The following is a 17,066-nucleotide window of genomic DNA, read 5'->3' as shown; positions in this document are numbered from 1 at the left end:
GTTGTAAGTGTATTTCAACTTAATTCTTATTGTCAACGGAAATGAGAATTATTTTCAACCATATGTATTGACAATCAAAAGATAAAGGCTTAATATCATGCTTGCTATTGAAAAATATTCTCAACATGTAGGGGGTACATAATGAATTTCATGCGAAAAAAATCGTTTACAGTATTTGTATTTTTACTAGCATTTTCAATGCTTTTAAGCGCTTGTGGAAAATCAAATAACAAAGAAGAATCTACAAAAGAAGATAATAAAAAAGAAGTGGTTACTGTAGAACATGCAATGGGTAAAACAGAAGTTCCTGCTAATCCAAAACGTGTAGTTATCTTAACAAATGAAGGAACTGAAGCTTTACTTGAATTAGGTGTGAAACCAGTTGGTGCTGTAAAGTCTTGGACGGGTGACCCATGGTATCCACATATTAAGGATAAAATGAAAGATGTAAAAGTTGTTGGTGATGAAGGACAAGTTAACGTTGAAACAATTGCTTCTTTAAAACCAGACTTAATTATCGGTAACAAAATGCGTCACGAAAAAGTGTACGAACAACTAAAAGCAATTGCACCTACTGTGTTCTCAGAAACATTACGTGGGGAATGGAAAGATAACTTCAAATTTTATGCAAAAGCATTAAATAAAGAAAAAGAAGGTCAAAAAGTTGTAGCTGATTACGAATCACGTATGAAAGATTTAAAAGGCAAACTTGGCGATAAAGTAAATCAAGAAATCTCTATGGTTCGTTTCATGCCTGGTGATGTTCGTATTTATCATGGCGATACATTCTCTGGTGTTATTTTAAAAGAACTTGGATTTAAACGTCCTGGAGATCAAAACAAAGATGATTTTGCAGAGCGTAACGTATCTAAAGAGCGTATTTCTGCTATGGATGGTGACGTATTATTCTACTTCACATTCGATAAAGGAAATGAGAAAAAAGGATCTGAACTAGAAAAAGAATATATAAACGATCCTCTATTTAAAAATTTAAATGCCGTAAAAAATGGTAAAGCATACAAAGTCGACGATGTTATTTGGAATACAGCTGGCGGTGTAATGGCTGCTAACCTACTATTAGATGATATCGAAAAACGCTTTGTTAAATAATTTTATTCTAACCAGCTCTCTCTTTGATGGAGCTGGTTTTTTCATTTCACTGAAGTGTCACATTATTTCATTTTGTATTTTTATTCCCAATATGTTATATTATAAAAGTAAATAGAATATATTTTCTTTATATCAGAATAGATTTTTTAATCTAAATTTTCTGATTAATCACTATTTTATTTTCTTTTAGAATTCAATTATTACATTTGAAAACGCTTATCATCTCGTTTTCAGGGCAAAATACAGTAACGGTTGAAGAAAAATAGAACTTTTTTAGAAATTTTCTTTCTATTTCCATATAATTCTATTGACTTCTAAATATTTTGTAAATTAAAATGATTACATAAATATCCGTTATACAGGATTAGGGGGAAACAAAAATGGATGCAGCTTTAAAATTAGACAAAGCTGGAGAGCAACAATCACCAAAAAAACATCCACCAGGGTTATACTTGTTGTTCTTTACAGAGGCATGGGAAAGATTTAGTTATTACGGAATGCGTAGCTTATTAGTTCTTTATTTAACAACGAGCTTAGTAAGTGGCGGTTTAGGATTTGATAAAGCAGTTGCAGTTCAAATTTACGGTATTTTCACAATGCTTGTATATTTCACACCTATCATTGGTGGTTGGTTAACTGACCATTTCATTACGAAACGACACGCCATTACTATTGGCGGTATCATCATGGCAATTGGTAACTTTGTACTATTTTCAATGAATACGAAAACTGGACTATTTTTAGGATTAGGATTATTAGTTATCGGTAACGGATTCTTCAAACCAAATATTTCGACTTTACTAGGTCAATTATATAGCGACAACGATTCTCGTCGTGATAGTGCTTTCACTATCTTCTACATGGGAATTAACTTAGGAGCTCTTATCGCTCCATTCATTTGCGGTTACTTCACAGATTACAAATATGGATTCTTAACAGCTTGTATCGGTATGATCATTGGACAGGTTGCTTTTAATTTCTTAGCACCTCGTTACTTAGGAACAATTGGTACAACTGTTGTAGGTAAGAAGTCTAAAGAAAAAACTGCAAAAGTAATTGAGAAAAAACCTTTAACAACACAAGAGAAAAAACGTACAGCTGCAATTTTAATTTTAACTTGTTTCGTTGTATTCTTCTGGGCAGGCTTTGAACAAGCTGGTAGTTCTTTAACACTTTACACAGATAAGTTCGTAGATCGTACAATTGGTGGATTTACAATTCCAACACCTTGGTTCCAATCTGTAAACCCACTATTCATTATCTTACTAGCATTACCTGTTTCAGCTTTATGGATTAAACTTTCAAAAACAAAAAATGGTGATTTAAAAATCCCAACAAAAATGGCCCTAGGTATGATTTTACTAGGGATTGGATATTTAGTTCTAACTTTAGCTGTTTTAAAAACTGGTAGTGATGAAGGTAACATTACAATGAAGGCAAACTTACTATTCATTGTATTCACTTACATGTTCCACACAATCGGTGAATTATTCTTATCACCAATCGGATTATCTATGGTTAGTGCAATCGCTCCTGTTAAATTAGCTTCTTTATTAATGGGTGTATGGTTAGCTGGTACTGGATGTGCAAACTTCTTAGCAGGACAATTAGCTGCTTTCACTCAATCTTTAGGATATTTAGAAGTATTCGCGAGCATCGGTGTTATCGTAATCGTACTAGGATTAGTACTTCTTATGTTCTCTAAGAAAATTGCACATATGATGGAATAACAAAAAGACGCTTCTAAAATTAGAAGCGTCTTTTTTATTATTTCTCCTCTAAAGCTGTCACGTCCACATGAACGCTCTCACCAGGATTAGATACATCATACACTTGAGCACTCCCCTTCTGCTCATCACAGCTCTCAATCCATACTGGTACGCCCTCATATGTAACGTCAATTCTACTTGAAGAAGATAAGATTTGTTTCACACGTTTCACATCCATACTAATATCCCTCCTTTTGCTTACTACACTCCTTTCTATTTTTTCTTTTCCTTTTAGAATATATTCCGTAAAGCAGCATGTTGATTGATAGTCATTTCTTCCTCACATGCTAATATTTACTCTCTCGCTACCTTTCTGACAAATAAAAAAAGACGTATATTCCACACGTCTTTTTCCATAATATTCAAATTTTAAGAAAATAATGTTTTTACTACCGCACTTACTTTATCATTATGGATTTGGTAATACACTTCTAATCCTCGTCTTTCAAAGCGCACTACTTTATTTTGCTTTAACTTCGTTAAATGTTGTGAAACCGTTGATTGCGGAATTTCTAATACTTCCTGTAGTTGTGTTACATTACATGTTCCTCTTTGCATAAGTTCCATTACTAGACGTAGACGAAGTGGGTGAGCTAACGCTCTTAACATTTGTACATCTTCTTCTGAAATACGACATTCGAATTGATTTTGGCTCATAAAGTTCCCCTCATTTTCGTTTTTATTTGCGTTTTTATGTTCTTTTTATTTATTTATATATCTGTTCTTATATTTCCTGTTACGACATAACTTTATCAACCTATAAAGCCGAAAAATTTTTCCATTTTCATCAACAAAAATTCAGGAAAAAATCCTTGTTGATTTTGAATATTATACTATATGATATAACGAAAAAGCAAAATAATGGCCTACGAATACTTTGCTTGCAAACGTTGTTTTATCAGGCTTTTTGTTATATTTTCACCTCATTGAAATGCACAGTAACGGTATTGTAAAATACCGTCTATAATTGATAACCTATCGTAATGTAGTTGAACTATAATTAACCTCTTTGTTACGCTAAAAGGAATTTTCAGTAAAAAGAGATGATGTGATATTAAAAATTTGTTTCTTATTTTTTATTCGTATTGCAAGCGGTTGGACTGTTGTGCAAAACTTCCTATTAAATCCACTCACCATTCCTCCCTCACTAGATCAAACAGGACAGATCAGTTCATATATCAAACTTTATACTCGATATAAAAGATGGCATCTAATATACGCCTATAAGGAACATGCCATCTAAATAAGCAAAATAATATGCAAATAACTTATACAGCACACTTAAATTCATTTGAGTGTGTTTTTTGTCTACTTTATGAACAAAGCTTTTCTTTTAACACTATTATGGAATAATTATACTTTTTTACGTTGACAATAGTGTTGAAGGAGAATATACTAAGCATGTAAGTTGATTGTGAATAGTTTCACAAATAATGTGAATTTCTTCACATATAATAGATAGGAGTTGTCATTATTATGAGTACTTGGACACAAATTTATGACCCATTAAACAATATTTGGTTATCTGCACTAATCGCAGCACTTCCAATCTTTTGTTTCATCATTTGTTTAATGGGATTCAAAATGAAAAGTTACATGGCTGGTCTTTATAGTGTGATTGTCGCTATTATCCTTGCAATATTTGTTTATAAAATGCCAGCAACAGTAGCTGTAGCATCTGCTGGATTCGGTGTTTTATCTGGATTTTATCCAATTTGTACTATCGTTATCGCCGCAATTTTCCTTTACAAATTAACTGTTAAAACAGAGCAATTCAATATTATTCGCGATAGTATTTCAAGCATTACAAATGATCAACGTTTACAAGTATTATTAATCGCTTATTCTTTCGGTGCTTTCTTAGAAGGCGCAGCTGGTCTAGGGGTTCCAGTTGCTATTACAGCTGCACTACTTGTAGGTATGGGATTTAACCCATTAAAAGCAGCAGGTATTTGTTTAGTAGCTAATATCGCTGGTGGTGCTATGGGTGCTATGGGTATTCCAGTTACAGTACCAGCACAATTAACTCAACTTGACGCATTAACTATTGGTCGTCAAACTGTTCTTATTTTACCTTTCATTAGTGTTATCTTACCTTTCTTACTTGTTTCAATGGTCGATGGAATTAAAGGTATTAAAGAAACTTGGCAAGGTATTCTTGTAAGTGGTGTTTCTTTCGCAATTACTCAATTCGCTGTAACTTACTTCTTAGGTGCAGAACTTACTAATATTTTCGCAGCCGTTGTAAGTATGATTGCTCTTGCATTATTCTTACGTGTTTGGCAACCAAAATCTTCTACTAAAGAAGAAAAACAAGAAACTAAAGTATCACATACATTCAATCAAATTTTATATGCTTGGTCTCCATTCGTATTCTTAACTGCATTTGTAACAATCTTTAACTTAAAACCGATTAAAGCTTTATTTGCTCCAGATGGTGCGTTAGCAAACTTAGTATTTAACATTCAGTTCCCTGGTCTTCATAATGCTGTTATGAAAACTACACCAATTACAAAAGCTGATACACCTTTCGCAGCTGTTTTCAAATTCGATGTATTCTCTTCTACAACTACAGCGATTGTACTAGCAATTATCGTTTCACTTATCGTTTACCGCGTAAAAGGTAAAATGGTTAAAGAATTAATGATTGAAACAATGAAAGAATTAAAAGCTCCAGTATATACAATTTGTAGCGTTATCGCTTTAGCTTACGTAGAGAACTACTCTGGTATGTCGTCTACACTTGGACTTGCATTCTCTTCTACTGGTAATGCATTCCCAGTTCTTTCTCCAATCTTAGGATGGATTGGCGTATTCATTACAGGTTCAGTAGTTTCAAGTGGTTCTTTATTCGCACCACTTCAAGCAGTAACAGCAGACCAGTTAAACATCGTTCCTTCTACACTCGTTGCCTTAAACGTAGTAGGTGGTACAATGGCAAAAATGGTTTCACCACAATCTGTAGCAGTTGCTTGTGCCGCAGTTGGACTAGTTGGGAAAGAATCTGCTCTATTTAAAACAGCAATGAAATACAGTTTAATCTTCTTAGCTGTTATTAGCTTACTTCAATTAAACGCTGTATTTAATATCTTTTAAAAATAAAACACCGATCCAAATGGATCGGTGTTTTTCACATTACATTTTTTTATTTTTTAATAAAGAAGCTCCAGCAATTTCAGGGTGAGTCATTTCGAATGGATCTAAAATAATATCCAATTCCTCTTCTGTCAGTACACCATGTTCTAAACATAACTCCCTAACAGATTTTCCTGTTTCAATTGCTTCACGTGCAATACGAGATGCTGCTTCATAACCAATATGAGGATTAACTGCTGTAATAATTCCAACACTTTTCTCAACATATTGCTTCAGCAATTCTTCATTTGCTGTAATTCCTTCAATACAATATTCACGGAATACACGGAATCCATTATTCATAATACTTATAGATTGAATTAAATTAAATACAAGCACAGGCTCCATTACGTTTAACTCTAATTGTCCTGCTTCTGATGCTAAGCAAATTGTATGATCGTTTCCGATTACTTGGAATGCGACTTGGTTAATTACTTCTGCCATAACTGGATTTACTTTACCTGGCATAATCGATGAACCCGGCTGACGTGCTGGCAATTGAATTTCAGCTAACCCAACACGTGGCCCAGACGCCATAATACGAAGATCGTTTGCAATTTTAGACATGTTCATCATACATACTTTAAGTGCTGCAGATACTTCTGTGTATGCATCTGTATTTTGCGTTGCATCAACTAAATGCTCTGCACCAACAAGTGGGAATCCACTAAACGTTCTTAAATGTTTTACTACTTGTTCAATATACGTAGGATTTGCATTTAATCCTGTGCCAACAGCTGTCGCCCCCATATTCACTTCATATAAATGTTGACGAGACTGTTTAATTCTTTTTATATCACGCGCAAGCACTCGGCTATATGCTTCAAATTCTTGCCCAAGGCGAATTGGAACTGCATCTTGTAAATGTGTGCGTCCCATTTTAATAACGTGATCAAACTCTTTTGCTTTTTTACGAAAAGCAGAATGAAGTTCTTCCATTGTAATAAGAAGCTTTTCTAACATCATAAGAGTTGCAATATGAATCCCTGTTGGAAACGCATCGTTCGTTGATTGGGCCATGTTCACATGAGTGTTTGGGCTAATTTTCGCATACGCCCCTTTTTCATATCCCATACGTTCTAACGCTCTATTCGCAATTACTTCATTTGTATTCATATTAATAGAAGTTCCGGCTCCGCCTTGAATAGGATCCACGATAAATTGATCATGAAACTTTCCATCAACAATTTCTTGCGCTGCTTCTGCAATTTCATGTCCAATGTCTTTAGCTAAGTAACCAGTATCTATATTCGCAAGTGCCGCCGCTTTTTTCACAATTGCCATTGCTGTAATGAGTGATGGATGAATGCGGTATCCTGTAATTGGGAAGTTTTCTACGGCACGTAATGTTTGTACACCATAATAAGCTGCACTTGGTACTTCTTTTTCACCTAAAAAATCTTTTTCTATACGTATATCCTTCGTTGCTATCATTTTTATCACCTATACTTTTTCATTCTAAATCCTTATCCAAAAAATCCGCCCTCTAAAAACACGAGTATCATTCAGAAGAATTTTTCAGTATCCACCTTCACTATATAGCACCTTTTTTGAAAGCGCAAACATTTATTTTTCTGTATATCCTTTTTATTAAAGTTTACAGAAAATCATTCTTCTACTTTCCTTATTTCCACTCGTTTAATTTGATGCATATCCTTTTCAAGGACTTTAAAATAAAAACCATGTTTCTCAATAACATCTCCTTCAGCAACGATTTGTTTTTGTACCATAATCCAGCCACCAATTGTATCTACATCATCAGCAATTAAATGTATGCCAAGCAAATCATTTACTTCACTAATAAGCACTTTTCCCTCTACGATTTTATAACCTTCACTTACATGCTCTATAGGTGGATTCTCATCTTCATCGTATTCATCTCGAATTTCTCCAACAATTTCTTCTAAAATATCTTCTAGTGTAACAATCCCTGCTGTACCACCATATTCATCATACAATACAGCTAATGGAATGTGTTTTCTTTGCATTTGTAATAGTAAATCATGAATTGGAATATTTTCTAGCACTTCAATAACTGGCCTTGTATATGGCATAATCGAGCACTCCTCGTCCCGATTCCCATCCATATAACGAATAAATAAATCTTTTACATTAACCATCCCAATAATTTCATCTTTATCTTCACCAAATACAGGATATCTCGTGTACTTTTCTTGTGCGATTACTTTAATATGTGTTTCAAATGGTTCGTCCTCATATAAGCCTACAACTTCCGTACGAGGTACCATAATTTCTTTTGCTACTCTATTATCAAATTCAAAAATATTATTTACATATTTAAATTCCCTTTGGTTAATCTCTCCGCTCTCATAGCTCTCAGATAAGATTAACCTTAATTCTTCTTCTGAATGAGCTACTTCATGTTCAGAAGCTGGATGTAATCCGAATAAACCAGTTACAACCCTCGCTGAACCATTCAAAGCCCAAATAAACGGATACATAACTCGGTAAAAATAAATAAGTGGTTTCGATAACAATAAGCTAACTTGTTCTGCTTTTTGTATAGCAAATGTCTTTGGAGCAAGTTCCCCAATGACAACATGTAAAAATGTAATTACTGCAAAGGCAATAATAAATGAAACTGTACTGGAAATTGCAGGTGAGAATTTTAATTTTAAAAACAACGGCTCGAGTAAATGTTTAATAGTTGGTTCCCCTAGCCACCCGAGCCCTAAAGCAGTAATTGTAATACCTAGCTGACAGGCCGATAAATATTCATCTAAATTTGAAGTTACCTTTTTAGCTGCCAGTGCACCTCGTCTTTTTTCGCTAACGAGTTGATCAATACGACTGCTACGTACCTTAATAATTGCAAATTCAACAGCCACAAAAAATGCTGTTAATCCAATAAGAATGACTACCATCAATAATTTTAAAATATCCACATATGTCCTTTAGCTTTCTTAGCTAAAGTTACACCTCCTTTTAAAAAGAAGTTTCACTTTAGTTTCTTCAATTATTGGAAAGCAACTCTATATAAAATCCACCAATTTTCAAACCTCATACAATTCTAAAGGTAAACCATCGGGATCTTGGAAAAAGACGAATTTCTTCTCCGTTATTTCATCAATACGGATCGATTCGGTCTCAACACCACATTGATTTAAATGCTTCACAGCTTCTTCTATATTTGTAACAGCAAATGCTAAATGTCTAAGACCTGCTGCTTCTGGAAAACTTTTGCGCTCAGGCGGATTTGGAAATGAAAATAATTCGATTTGATACTCTTCTCCTACACATAAATCTAATTTATAAGAATCTCGTTCCTTTCTATATACTTCATTCAGTTCTTTAAATCCTAATATTCTAGTATAAAAATCCTTTGACGTCTCATAATTCGAACAAATAATTGCAACGTGATGCACTCTACATATATTCATACTCTCTCTATTCCTTTCTTTACCAAAGATGCATATTCTCTCTTGAAATGAAAAACATATATAGCAGAATATCTCTTTTAGGGGGCTTATCATGAAATTCATTACTTTTTTCGTCGGACTAATTGTTGTTTTCTTGCTCGCTTATATTGCTAGCAATAATAAGAAGCATATTAAATTTAAACCAATTTTTATCATGCTTATTATACAGTTAATTTTAACCTATTTACTACTAAATACAGAAGTCGGCCTCATACTAATTAGAATCATTTCCAGTTTGTTTACCAAGCTACTCGAGTATGCTGCTGATGGAATAAATTTCGTATTTGGTGGCCTTGCAAATAAAGGTGAAATGCCATTTTTCCTTAATGTATTATTACCAATCGTCTTTATTTCTGTTTTAATTGGTATATTACAACATTTCAAAATACTACCATTTTTTATTCATTGGATCGGGTACTTTCTTAGTAAAATAAATGGTCTTGGGAAATTAGAATCTTACAACGCTATCGCCTCTGCCATTGTCGGCCAATCAGAAGTTTTTATTACAGTGAAAAAGCAATTAGCTCAAATTCCAAAACACCGTCTTTATACACTTTGTGCCTCTGCTATGTCAACCGTATCTATGTCTATCGTAGGTGCCTATATGACAATGATTGAACCTAAATATGTAGTAACTGCACTCGTTCTCAATTTATTTAGCGGTTTTATTATCGTACTCATCATTAACCCTTACGACGTTAAAGATGACGAAGATATTTTAGAAATCAAAGGTGAAAAACAAAGCTTTTTTGAAATGCTTGGAGAATACATTCTTGATGGTTTTCGTGTAGCCATTGTTGTCGGCGCTATGCTCATCGGATTCGTCGCATTAATTAGTTGTATTAATGACCTGTTCCTCATTATATTCGGTATTACGTTCCAACAATTAATCGGCTATGTATTTGCACCTATCGCATTCCTTATCGGTGTACCAAGTTCTGAAATTGTCGCGGCTGGCAGCATTATGGCAACGAAGCTTGTAACGAATGAATTTGTTGCAATGATGGACCTCAGTAAAATTTCTAATAGCCTTTCTCCCCGTACAGTTGGTATTATTTCTGTTTTCCTTGTATCTTTTGCCAATTTTTCTTCCATTGGTATTATTTCAGGTGCGGTAAAAGGACTAAACGAAGAACAAGGAAACGTTGTTGCGAGGTTTGGCCTTAAATTACTATATGGAGCTACTCTCGTTAGTATTTTATCTGCAATTATCGTAAGCATTATGTTGTAATTAGGTAAAATTTTATCATTTTCTTATCCCTATCTTTTGTATACAATAACGAATAGGTGTCTTATAAATAATCAAGACATCTATTTTTTATACATGTACAATCGCTTTTATTTAGCGTAAAATATTTTTTATGTGTTTGAATACACTTCTAAATGTATACACTTTGATAGTTTTAAAGGAGAAAAAATGATGAAATCCGACACGAACAACAATACGCGAGCCAAAAAAGGACGCTCAAAGAAAAAACGCCTACTTTGGTTCCTTCTTATTCCATTACTAATTGTAGCACTTGGAGCAGGAGGCTACTCATTCCATATATACAGTAAAGCAAAGTCCGTCTTAAATAATGCTTATGCTGAACTAGGTCGAGGAGATAAGTCCAGTAAACGTGAAAAAGCTGTTAAACCTATGACCGACAACATTTCCGTACTTATTATGGGTGTTGATGAAAGTGAAATTAGGGAAAAAGGTTATGGAAAAGCAACTCGAACAGATGCGTTATTACTTGCAACAATTAATAAAAACGATAAATCCGTTAAACTTGTAAGCATTCCACGTGACTCACGCGTCTACATTAAATCACGTGATAAATACGATAAAATTACACATGCTCACGTATTCGGTGGTGTAGACAGCACAATTGATACGGTAGAGAACTTTTTAGATGTTCCAGTTGATTATTATGTAAAATTCAACTTTAAATCCTTTATCAGAATTGTTGATTCTCTTGGTGGTATTACTGTGGACGTTCCAGTTGAGTTCACAGAGCAAAATAGTAAAGATGAAGCAGATGCAATTCATCTAAAAAAAGGACGTCAACATTTAAATGGAGAAGAGGCACTGGCACTAGCTAGAACTCGTCATATCGATAGTGATTATATGCGTGGCCAACGACAACAGCTTGTATTAGAGGCCATTGCTGAAAAGGCACTATCTCTTAATTCTATTAATAAAATCGGTGGCCTACTAGACGCTGTCGATAAGGATTTAAAAACCAATTTAACGTTTGATGATATGATGACAATTACAAAAAATTCAATGGATTCAAATTTAAAAATGGAAAAAATGCAAGTAGAAGGTACAGATAAATATATAGGCGGTATTTATTATTACGTTCCAAATGAAAAAAGCGTCGATACTATTTCAACTACCCTTCAAAAACATCTCGGTGTTACGAATAAAAATGAACATAAAAAATTATAATAAAAAGGCTGCTAGATCTTTCTAGACAGCCTTTTTATTATATTTTTCAACATATTTTTCATACACATTGTGACAAGAAGTGACAATTATTACAGCGATGTAACATTTTTTATGAAAACATTACACACACAGTGAAAATAATAGTATACTAGTACGTACATAATGTTATTTTCATCATTTTTATACAAAAAATGTAATACATATATTTATACATAAATTTCTGGGGGGAAATACATGAAGCTAAGTAAAATACTGATTGGTTCTGCAATTGCTGGGGGCATATTACTTTGTGTAGGCGGTGTTGGGGGATATCAATATGTATCCAAATTAAATAATCAATTAGATACTACTGCATTACCAAATACTACATTTGAAGGTATTTCTCTCGAAGGAAAAAATAAGAAAGATATTCAAGCAATTATTAATAAAAAGGTAAATGAGTTAGATCAAAAATCCCTTACCTACATATTCCAAAACGATAAACAAACTTACACATGGAAAGATTTAGGGATAAATTATAAAGAGAAAGATATTATTGACAAAATCTTCAAAGAACAAGAAGGAAACGTAATGAATCGTTACAAAATGCGTAAGCAAGCTGAAAACGGTGAATTAAAACGTGACTATAAATTAACACCACAATTAAATGCAACAGCTTATGAAACCTTTATAAAAGATAAATATAATGAAACATTAAAAAATCCTGTTAATGCAGAATTGAGTATTGAAGGCTCAACAGTAAATGTTAGTCAAAGCCAAAACGGAGAAAAAATTGATAAAGGGAAACTAAACGGTTTAACAAACGAAGCTATTACTACTGGTAAATCAGATGTTACATTGCCAGTTACATTTATAAAACCAGAACGTTCTACAGAAGACATACAGAAAATGGGTATTAAAGAAGTCATCGCTGAATATTCTACTCCAATGGCCGGGCGTAACGGAAATCAATCATTTAACGTAAATAAGTCAGCCAATACTTTAAGTGGGGTTATTGTCGCACCTGATGAAACGTTTAGTTTTAACGGCCGCGTTGGCGTAACTGATGCTGCACATGGTTACAAATCTGCAGCAGTATATTCACAAGGTAAAGTAATACAAAGTGCAGGCGGAGGAGTTTGCCAAGTCAGTAGTACATTATACAGCGCAGCTTTAAGGGCAGATTTAGGCATTGTTTCTCGAAGCAATCATTCTATGCCGGTAAATTATTTACCACTTGGGCAAGATGCAGCAGTAGCAGATTATGGTCCAGATTTAAAATTTAAAAATAATACGGGCAATCATATTTATATTCAAGCATTTTCAAATGGAGGTAGTATTACTACACGCATTTTCGGTACAAATACTGGTAAAAATGTTGAAGTTTCTTCTCAAGTAATTAGTAGGACTAGTGATAAAATCACAGCGGTTACGTATAAAAAAGTAACACAAAACGGGGAAGTAATATCAAATGGACAAATTTCAAAAAGCGTATATAAAAGCGCTCCAAAAGAATAGATAATATCCACCGAATAGCATAAAGAAAAAGGCGTGATTATATCACGCCTTTTTCTTTTGCAGTAATAGTAAAAAAGTTTCAAGATGGTCTTTCGTTTCTTCTAAAGACCACATACGATTGCCTTGCTTCGCAGCTAATACACACGCCTCTTCCCACGCGTTCTTTTTCTTCATATTTATTAATTCATCACGTAATTTCAAAACAATTTCTTCGTCTTCTTGTTCAATAAACTCTTCCATCACGCTTACTATTTCATCCTCATGAACACTTAACGTACAGTACGATTTAAGAAAGTATTGTAATGTCGTATACATAATGTACTCCCCCTTCTTATTTATCAGATGGATAAGAAGTAATAATCTTAAACCCTAATTCTCCTGACTTATCTCTTGCTAAAACAGTAACAGTTTTTACCAACTTGTCTTTTACACTCATATTTTTCTTTATTACCGTTTTTCCAACCGGGAATGAATGTGTTGTATTTAGTACGAGACGAGCCTCTTTAGAATTTTTTAACCAGTCTTGAATTTCCTTATCATGCTGCTTCAAACTATCTTTTACAGCTTTCGTTGCTGTTTCCTTGTCATAGTATGTACTTGCTGCTGATACTTTATCTGTCTTCAAGCGATTCTTCAAATCTTCTTCTGATTTGCCTACATGTCTTTCAATCGTATGACCATTTTTAGGTGGCCCTTCCATTTCATCTAAAATATTATCACTAATTTTTTCTACTGATGTCGATTGATTCCCTGTTTGTTTCTCTGTTTTTTGTTCTTTTCCTGCACATCCACTTAAGATCAGCATTAGTGCCAATAAACCACTCAAGAAAAGACTACTTATTCGTTTCATCATATCACCTCTTTCATGATTATTATCGCAACTTCACTAAAAGTCAATTTCACAACGAAAAAATCTATCAGTTTTCATTTTTTCCATCTATTTTTCCATATTTACCCGCGCAATTTCATCAACCCTCTATTTTTCTACTTTTATAATATATACCCCCTATATTTTATGATTATTTCCCAGATGAAAACACTGATAATATAACTATATAACTCTTTTATATAAAGGTTTTTATAGTGTTTTTCAAAATAATTTAAAATACCCCTGTTTTTATATACCCAATACCTATATAAGGTATAAAGACCCCTTCTTATCAACGTTTTTCTACATTATGTAAATTTACCCTTGCCTATACAAACGAAATATGGTGTAATGCAAAAAAAGATAAAGGATTTTAAACAATGGCTGAAACGATTCAAAATTTCTTAACAGAATACTATTCAATCGCAATTCCACTTAGTATCTTAATTAACATCATCATTAGTCTTTTAGGTTTTATCCCTAGTATTTTTTTAACCGCCATTAATATACAGCTCTTCGGTGTAACAAATGGCACAATCATTTCGATCGCAGGTGAGGCCTTAGGGGCTATTATCTCGTTTTATATTTACCGCATGGGCCTTCAAAAGTTCACTCACGATAAAGTAAATAAGTACCCAAAGGTAGAGCGTCTTCTTTATGTACAAGGTAGAGAGGCCTTTCTACTCGTTCTATCGTTTCGATTGATACCTTTCATCCCATCAAGTATCGTGACTTTATTTGCAGCTCTAGGGAAAATGTCATTACTCTCCTTCAGTATTGCCAGTACAATAGGTAAAATACCGGCATTATTGATTGAAGTATATTCGGCATATCATGTTATGAACGGAACAAATGAAGCGAAGTGGATTGTAACAATCGCAGGTTGCATTGGATTGTTCTATTTGTGGAAAAAATGGAGAAAAAAATAAAGAAGGAGCCTATGCTCCTTCTTTATTTTTGAAGTATTTTATTAATAGCTGTCCCTTAAATCCTTAATTTACACCAACAGCACTAAATGATTGCTTCACTGCATTTACTTCTGCAGAGCTAGCACCATATAAATCCGCTGCAGCTTGTACTGCACCAGCACGAGCTTGGCTAAATGTAGTAGATTGCGTGAAATATTGTGTATTTGCACGGTAATAAATTGCACCTAACTTATCTTTACCAATGCCCGTTACAGTTACACCCGAATGCGTACCACCATTTGCTAATAAATAAGCTTGTTTGTTAATGATACCACTGTTTGTATGAACCCCACCGTTATCACTAGTACCAGTGTAACGCTTAGAATAATGGTCTGGGTCACCATATTTCGCTGGATCACTCATAGAGCGAAGCGCATCTCCTGCTTTACCAGGCGTGTAAATATCTTCACCAATCTCCCAATCTGGGTTACGGTTATCATAGAATTCTACTAAAGTACCAAAGATATCAGAAATCGCTTCATTTAACGCTCCTGATTCATTTTGATAAATTAAGTCCGAGCTATTTTCCGTAACAGCATGCGTTAATTCGTGACCAATTACGTCAATTCCACCAGATAATGAAGTGAATGTTACACCATCTCCATCTCCGTATACCATTTGTGAGCCGTTCCAGAATGCATTATTATACTTACTTCCGTAATGAACTGTTGATTTTAACGGTGCCCCTGCATCATTAATAGAGTTTCTATTAAATGTAGCTTTATAATAATCATATGTTTTACCTGCATAGTAATGAGCATCTACTGCCGCTGCATCATACGCTGCATTGAAAACATTATCTGCATCTAACCATAAAGTTCCTGGCAATGTAGTACGATTTTTCGCATCATATGTGAAAATCGTTGCTCCGCGCGTATTATCTTGTAAGTAGTAAGATGAGCCAGATAATGTTGTATTGAGTGATTTCGTATCTCCTAATACACCTTTACCAGTTCCTACTTTATTTGTTCCTGTTACAGGTTTTACTACTGCTTTCGCATCCTGTTTAGGAGCCTCTTGCTTAATTGGTGATTTATCTTCATTTGCTACATGATCCAATTTATTATATTTATTTAATACTTTACCGCTGTCTGCTTCAATGAAATAGTAGTAGTTTCCTGGACTTGGATCTAAGAAATTTAGATTTACAACATATGCATATGTTGTTTCTTCACCATTTTGATATACATATAAGTCCGCTTTTGGTTCTACCTCATATTTCGGTGTTACCCCTAAATCTTGCTGCGCGATTTCAATTGCTTTTGCGCCTTCAATCTTATTTTTATTTTTTAACTTTTCCTTTTTGTCTAAATCAGGTGCAACTGTTCCAGACAATACTTTTAAAGAACCATCTTTACTTACGTGAGCTACTTGAGTAGAACCCCATACAGGTACTCCTTCGTAAACTTGTTGCATACGTACTACTGTTGAATCAGTTACAGCATCTTTCTTCACTTGTTTCACTTTGAAAGAATCTTGCGCACTCTTTTCCCCTAGCTTGTAATCACCTTTTGCTGCGTTTAAGTAATCAAACACAACAGATTCTGCTTTCTTACCAGTCGCTCCAGTTAAATCACCAGAAATAAACTCAGGTGACTGTACTGTCTCATTGTACTTCTTCGTAGAGAGTACATTTTTAGAATCCGCAAATGCAGAGCCTGTCCCTCCAAACGTTGTAACTGCCATTCCTGTCGCTAACACTAACGCTAAACTTTTCTTTTTCATGAACCTTCCCCCTAATAAAAATTTTTTTGAAAAAGAGTAGTTTCATATTAGCATTATGTTTCCACTATTAATATACTAAAAATTCAATTAATTTATTTCTCAAGTTTTGTAGAATTTTGA

Annotated in this window: 15 protein-coding genes; 7 read left to right on the top strand and 8 right to left on the bottom strand. The window is 34.0% G+C overall.

Going from position 1 to position 17,066, the window contains the following annotated elements; genetic code table 11:
• Positions 1 to 141: 141 nt before the first annotated feature.
• Positions 142 to 1,110: an ABC transporter substrate-binding protein gene (locus tag ACO6VI_RS14835; protein ID WP_001010277.1), complete on the top strand. Its 969-nt coding sequence runs from the start codon at positions 142 to 144 to the stop codon at positions 1,108 to 1,110.
• 380 nt (positions 1,111 to 1,490) lie between these two features.
• A complete protein-coding gene (locus ACO6VI_RS14830) occupies positions 1,491 to 2,840 on the top strand; it encodes a peptide MFS transporter (RefSeq protein WP_422423559.1) in 1,350 nt (449 codons plus the stop codon).
• 37 nt (positions 2,841 to 2,877) lie between these two features.
• Here ACO6VI_RS14830 and ACO6VI_RS14825 read toward each other — a convergent pair whose 3' ends face one another.
• Both ACO6VI_RS14825 and ACO6VI_RS14820 read right to left on the bottom strand, forming a co-directional pair.
• On the bottom strand, positions 2,878 to 3,057 hold the full coding sequence (locus tag ACO6VI_RS14825) for an acid-soluble spore protein H (protein WP_000382679.1): 180 nt from the start codon (positions 3,055 to 3,057) through the stop codon (positions 2,878 to 2,880).
• A 191-nt stretch (positions 3,058 to 3,248) separates the two neighbouring features.
• Positions 3,249 to 3,536 carry an ArsR/SmtB family transcription factor gene (locus ACO6VI_RS14820; protein WP_000081428.1) on the bottom strand — a complete coding sequence of 96 codons (288 nt, stop codon included), beginning with the start codon at positions 3,534 to 3,536 and terminating at the stop codon, positions 3,249 to 3,251.
• 819 nt (positions 3,537 to 4,355) lie between these two features.
• On the opposite strand from ACO6VI_RS14820, the gene ACO6VI_RS14815 reads away from it, so the two are divergent.
• Positions 4,356 to 5,975 carry an L-lactate permease gene (locus tag ACO6VI_RS14815; RefSeq protein ID WP_000109101.1) on the top strand — a complete coding sequence of 540 codons (1,620 nt, stop codon included), beginning with the start codon at positions 4,356 to 4,358 and terminating at the stop codon, positions 5,973 to 5,975.
• Between the two features lie 39 nt (positions 5,976 to 6,014).
• Here the strand turns inward: ACO6VI_RS14815 and aspA are convergent, their stop codons facing one another.
• The 3 genes from aspA to ACO6VI_RS14800 all read right to left on the bottom strand — a co-directional run bounded on the left by aspA (position 6,015) and on the right by ACO6VI_RS14800 (position 9,415).
• Positions 6,015 to 7,448, bottom strand: a complete 1,434-nt coding sequence (gene aspA / locus ACO6VI_RS14810) for an aspartate ammonia-lyase (RefSeq protein WP_000562130.1) — start codon at positions 7,446 to 7,448, stop codon at positions 6,015 to 6,017.
• 173 nt (positions 7,449 to 7,621) lie between these two features.
• Positions 7,622 to 8,920 (bottom strand): hemolysin family protein, encoded by a 1,299-nt coding sequence (locus ACO6VI_RS14805; protein WP_000353315.1) that lies wholly within the window; start codon positions 8,918 to 8,920, stop codon positions 7,622 to 7,624.
• A 108-nt stretch (positions 8,921 to 9,028) separates the two neighbouring features.
• The gene (locus tag ACO6VI_RS14800) at positions 9,029 to 9,415 is read right to left on the bottom strand and encodes a VOC family protein (protein WP_001017676.1); all 387 of its coding nucleotides are present in this window, start codon (positions 9,413 to 9,415) and stop codon (positions 9,029 to 9,031) included.
• A 91-nt stretch (positions 9,416 to 9,506) separates the two neighbouring features.
• On the opposite strand from ACO6VI_RS14800, the gene ACO6VI_RS14795 reads away from it, so the two are divergent.
• The 3 genes from ACO6VI_RS14795 to ACO6VI_RS14785 all read left to right on the top strand — a co-directional run bounded on the left by ACO6VI_RS14795 (position 9,507) and on the right by ACO6VI_RS14785 (position 13,385).
• Positions 9,507 to 10,685 (top strand): NupC/NupG family nucleoside CNT transporter, encoded by a 1,179-nt coding sequence (locus ACO6VI_RS14795; RefSeq protein ID WP_000668875.1) that lies wholly within the window; start codon positions 9,507 to 9,509, stop codon positions 10,683 to 10,685.
• Positions 10,686 to 10,871: 186 nt separating this feature from the next.
• On the top strand, positions 10,872 to 11,888 hold the full coding sequence (locus ACO6VI_RS14790) for an LCP family protein (protein ID WP_140157136.1): 1,017 nt from the start codon (positions 10,872 to 10,874) through the stop codon (positions 11,886 to 11,888).
• Positions 11,889 to 12,122: 234 nt separating this feature from the next.
• Positions 12,123 to 13,385 carry a VanW family protein gene (locus ACO6VI_RS14785; RefSeq protein ID WP_023521033.1) on the top strand — a complete coding sequence of 421 codons (1,263 nt, stop codon included), beginning with the start codon at positions 12,123 to 12,125 and terminating at the stop codon, positions 13,383 to 13,385.
• Positions 13,386 to 13,427: 42 nt separating this feature from the next.
• Here ACO6VI_RS14785 and ACO6VI_RS14780 read toward each other — a convergent pair whose 3' ends face one another.
• A complete protein-coding gene (locus ACO6VI_RS14780; RefSeq protein WP_023521032.1) occupies positions 13,428 to 13,700 on the bottom strand; it encodes a hypothetical protein in 273 nt (90 codons plus the stop codon).
• 16 nt (positions 13,701 to 13,716) lie between these two features.
• On the bottom strand, positions 13,717 to 14,235 hold the full coding sequence (locus ACO6VI_RS14775; RefSeq protein ID WP_000822706.1) for an RNase A-like domain-containing lipoprotein: 519 nt from the start codon (positions 14,233 to 14,235) through the stop codon (positions 13,717 to 13,719).
• A gap of 398 nt (positions 14,236 to 14,633) precedes the next feature.
• On the opposite strand from ACO6VI_RS14775, the gene ACO6VI_RS14770 reads away from it, so the two are divergent.
• Positions 14,634 to 15,182 (top strand): TVP38/TMEM64 family protein, encoded by a 549-nt coding sequence (locus ACO6VI_RS14770; protein WP_000852216.1) that lies wholly within the window; start codon positions 14,634 to 14,636, stop codon positions 15,180 to 15,182.
• Between the two features lie 63 nt (positions 15,183 to 15,245).
• On the opposite strand, the gene ACO6VI_RS14765 is transcribed toward ACO6VI_RS14770, so the two are convergent.
• A complete protein-coding gene (locus tag ACO6VI_RS14765) occupies positions 15,246 to 16,946 on the bottom strand; it encodes a M4 family metallopeptidase (protein ID WP_000730375.1) in 1,701 nt (566 codons plus the stop codon).
• Between the last annotated feature and the right edge of the window lie 120 nt (positions 16,947 to 17,066).

The organism is Bacillus sp. PSXD-155, from assembly GCF_049310765.1.
Lineage (GTDB): Bacteria > Bacillota > Bacilli > Bacillales > Bacillaceae_G > Bacillus_A > Bacillus_A cereus.
The sequence above is the reverse complement of the archived record's forward strand: the minus strand, read 5'-3'. Positions and strand labels throughout refer to the sequence as shown.

Excerpts from the sequence above, each read along its gene's own strand:
- ACO6VI_RS14815 (WP_000109101.1), top strand. The coding sequence starts at position 4,356 with ATGAGTACTTGGACACAAATTTATGACCCATTAAACAATATTTGGTTA.
- ACO6VI_RS14835 (WP_001010277.1), top strand. The coding sequence starts at position 142 with ATGAATTTCATGCGAAAAAAATCGTTTACAGTATTTGTATTTTTACTA.
- aspA (WP_000562130.1), bottom strand. The coding sequence starts at position 7,448 with ATGATAGCAACGAAGGATATACGTATAGAAAAAGATTTTTTAGGTGAA.
- ACO6VI_RS14830 (WP_422423559.1), top strand. The coding sequence starts at position 1,491 with ATGGATGCAGCTTTAAAATTAGACAAAGCTGGAGAGCAACAATCACCA.
- ACO6VI_RS14790 (WP_140157136.1), top strand. The coding sequence starts at position 10,872 with ATGATGAAATCCGACACGAACAACAATACGCGAGCCAAAAAAGGACGC.
- ACO6VI_RS14795 (WP_000668875.1), top strand. The coding sequence starts at position 9,507 with ATGAAATTCATTACTTTTTTCGTCGGACTAATTGTTGTTTTCTTGCTC.
- ACO6VI_RS14820 (WP_000081428.1), bottom strand. The coding sequence starts at position 3,536 with ATGAGCCAAAATCAATTCGAATGTCGTATTTCAGAAGAAGATGTACAA.
- ACO6VI_RS14775 (WP_000822706.1), bottom strand. The coding sequence starts at position 14,235 with ATGAAACGAATAAGTAGTCTTTTCTTGAGTGGTTTATTGGCACTAATG.
- ACO6VI_RS14770 (WP_000852216.1), top strand. The coding sequence starts at position 14,634 with ATGGCTGAAACGATTCAAAATTTCTTAACAGAATACTATTCAATCGCA.
- ACO6VI_RS14780 (WP_023521032.1), bottom strand. The coding sequence starts at position 13,700 with ATGTATACGACATTACAATACTTTCTTAAATCGTACTGTACGTTAAGT.
- ACO6VI_RS14765 (WP_000730375.1), bottom strand. The coding sequence starts at position 16,946 with ATGAAAAAGAAAAGTTTAGCGTTAGTGTTAGCGACAGGAATGGCAGTT.
- ACO6VI_RS14825 (WP_000382679.1), bottom strand. The coding sequence starts at position 3,057 with ATGGATGTGAAACGTGTGAAACAAATCTTATCTTCTTCAAGTAGAATT.
- ACO6VI_RS14800 (WP_001017676.1), bottom strand. The coding sequence starts at position 9,415 with ATGAATATATGTAGAGTGCATCACGTTGCAATTATTTGTTCGAATTAT.
- ACO6VI_RS14785 (WP_023521033.1), top strand. The coding sequence starts at position 12,123 with ATGAAGCTAAGTAAAATACTGATTGGTTCTGCAATTGCTGGGGGCATA.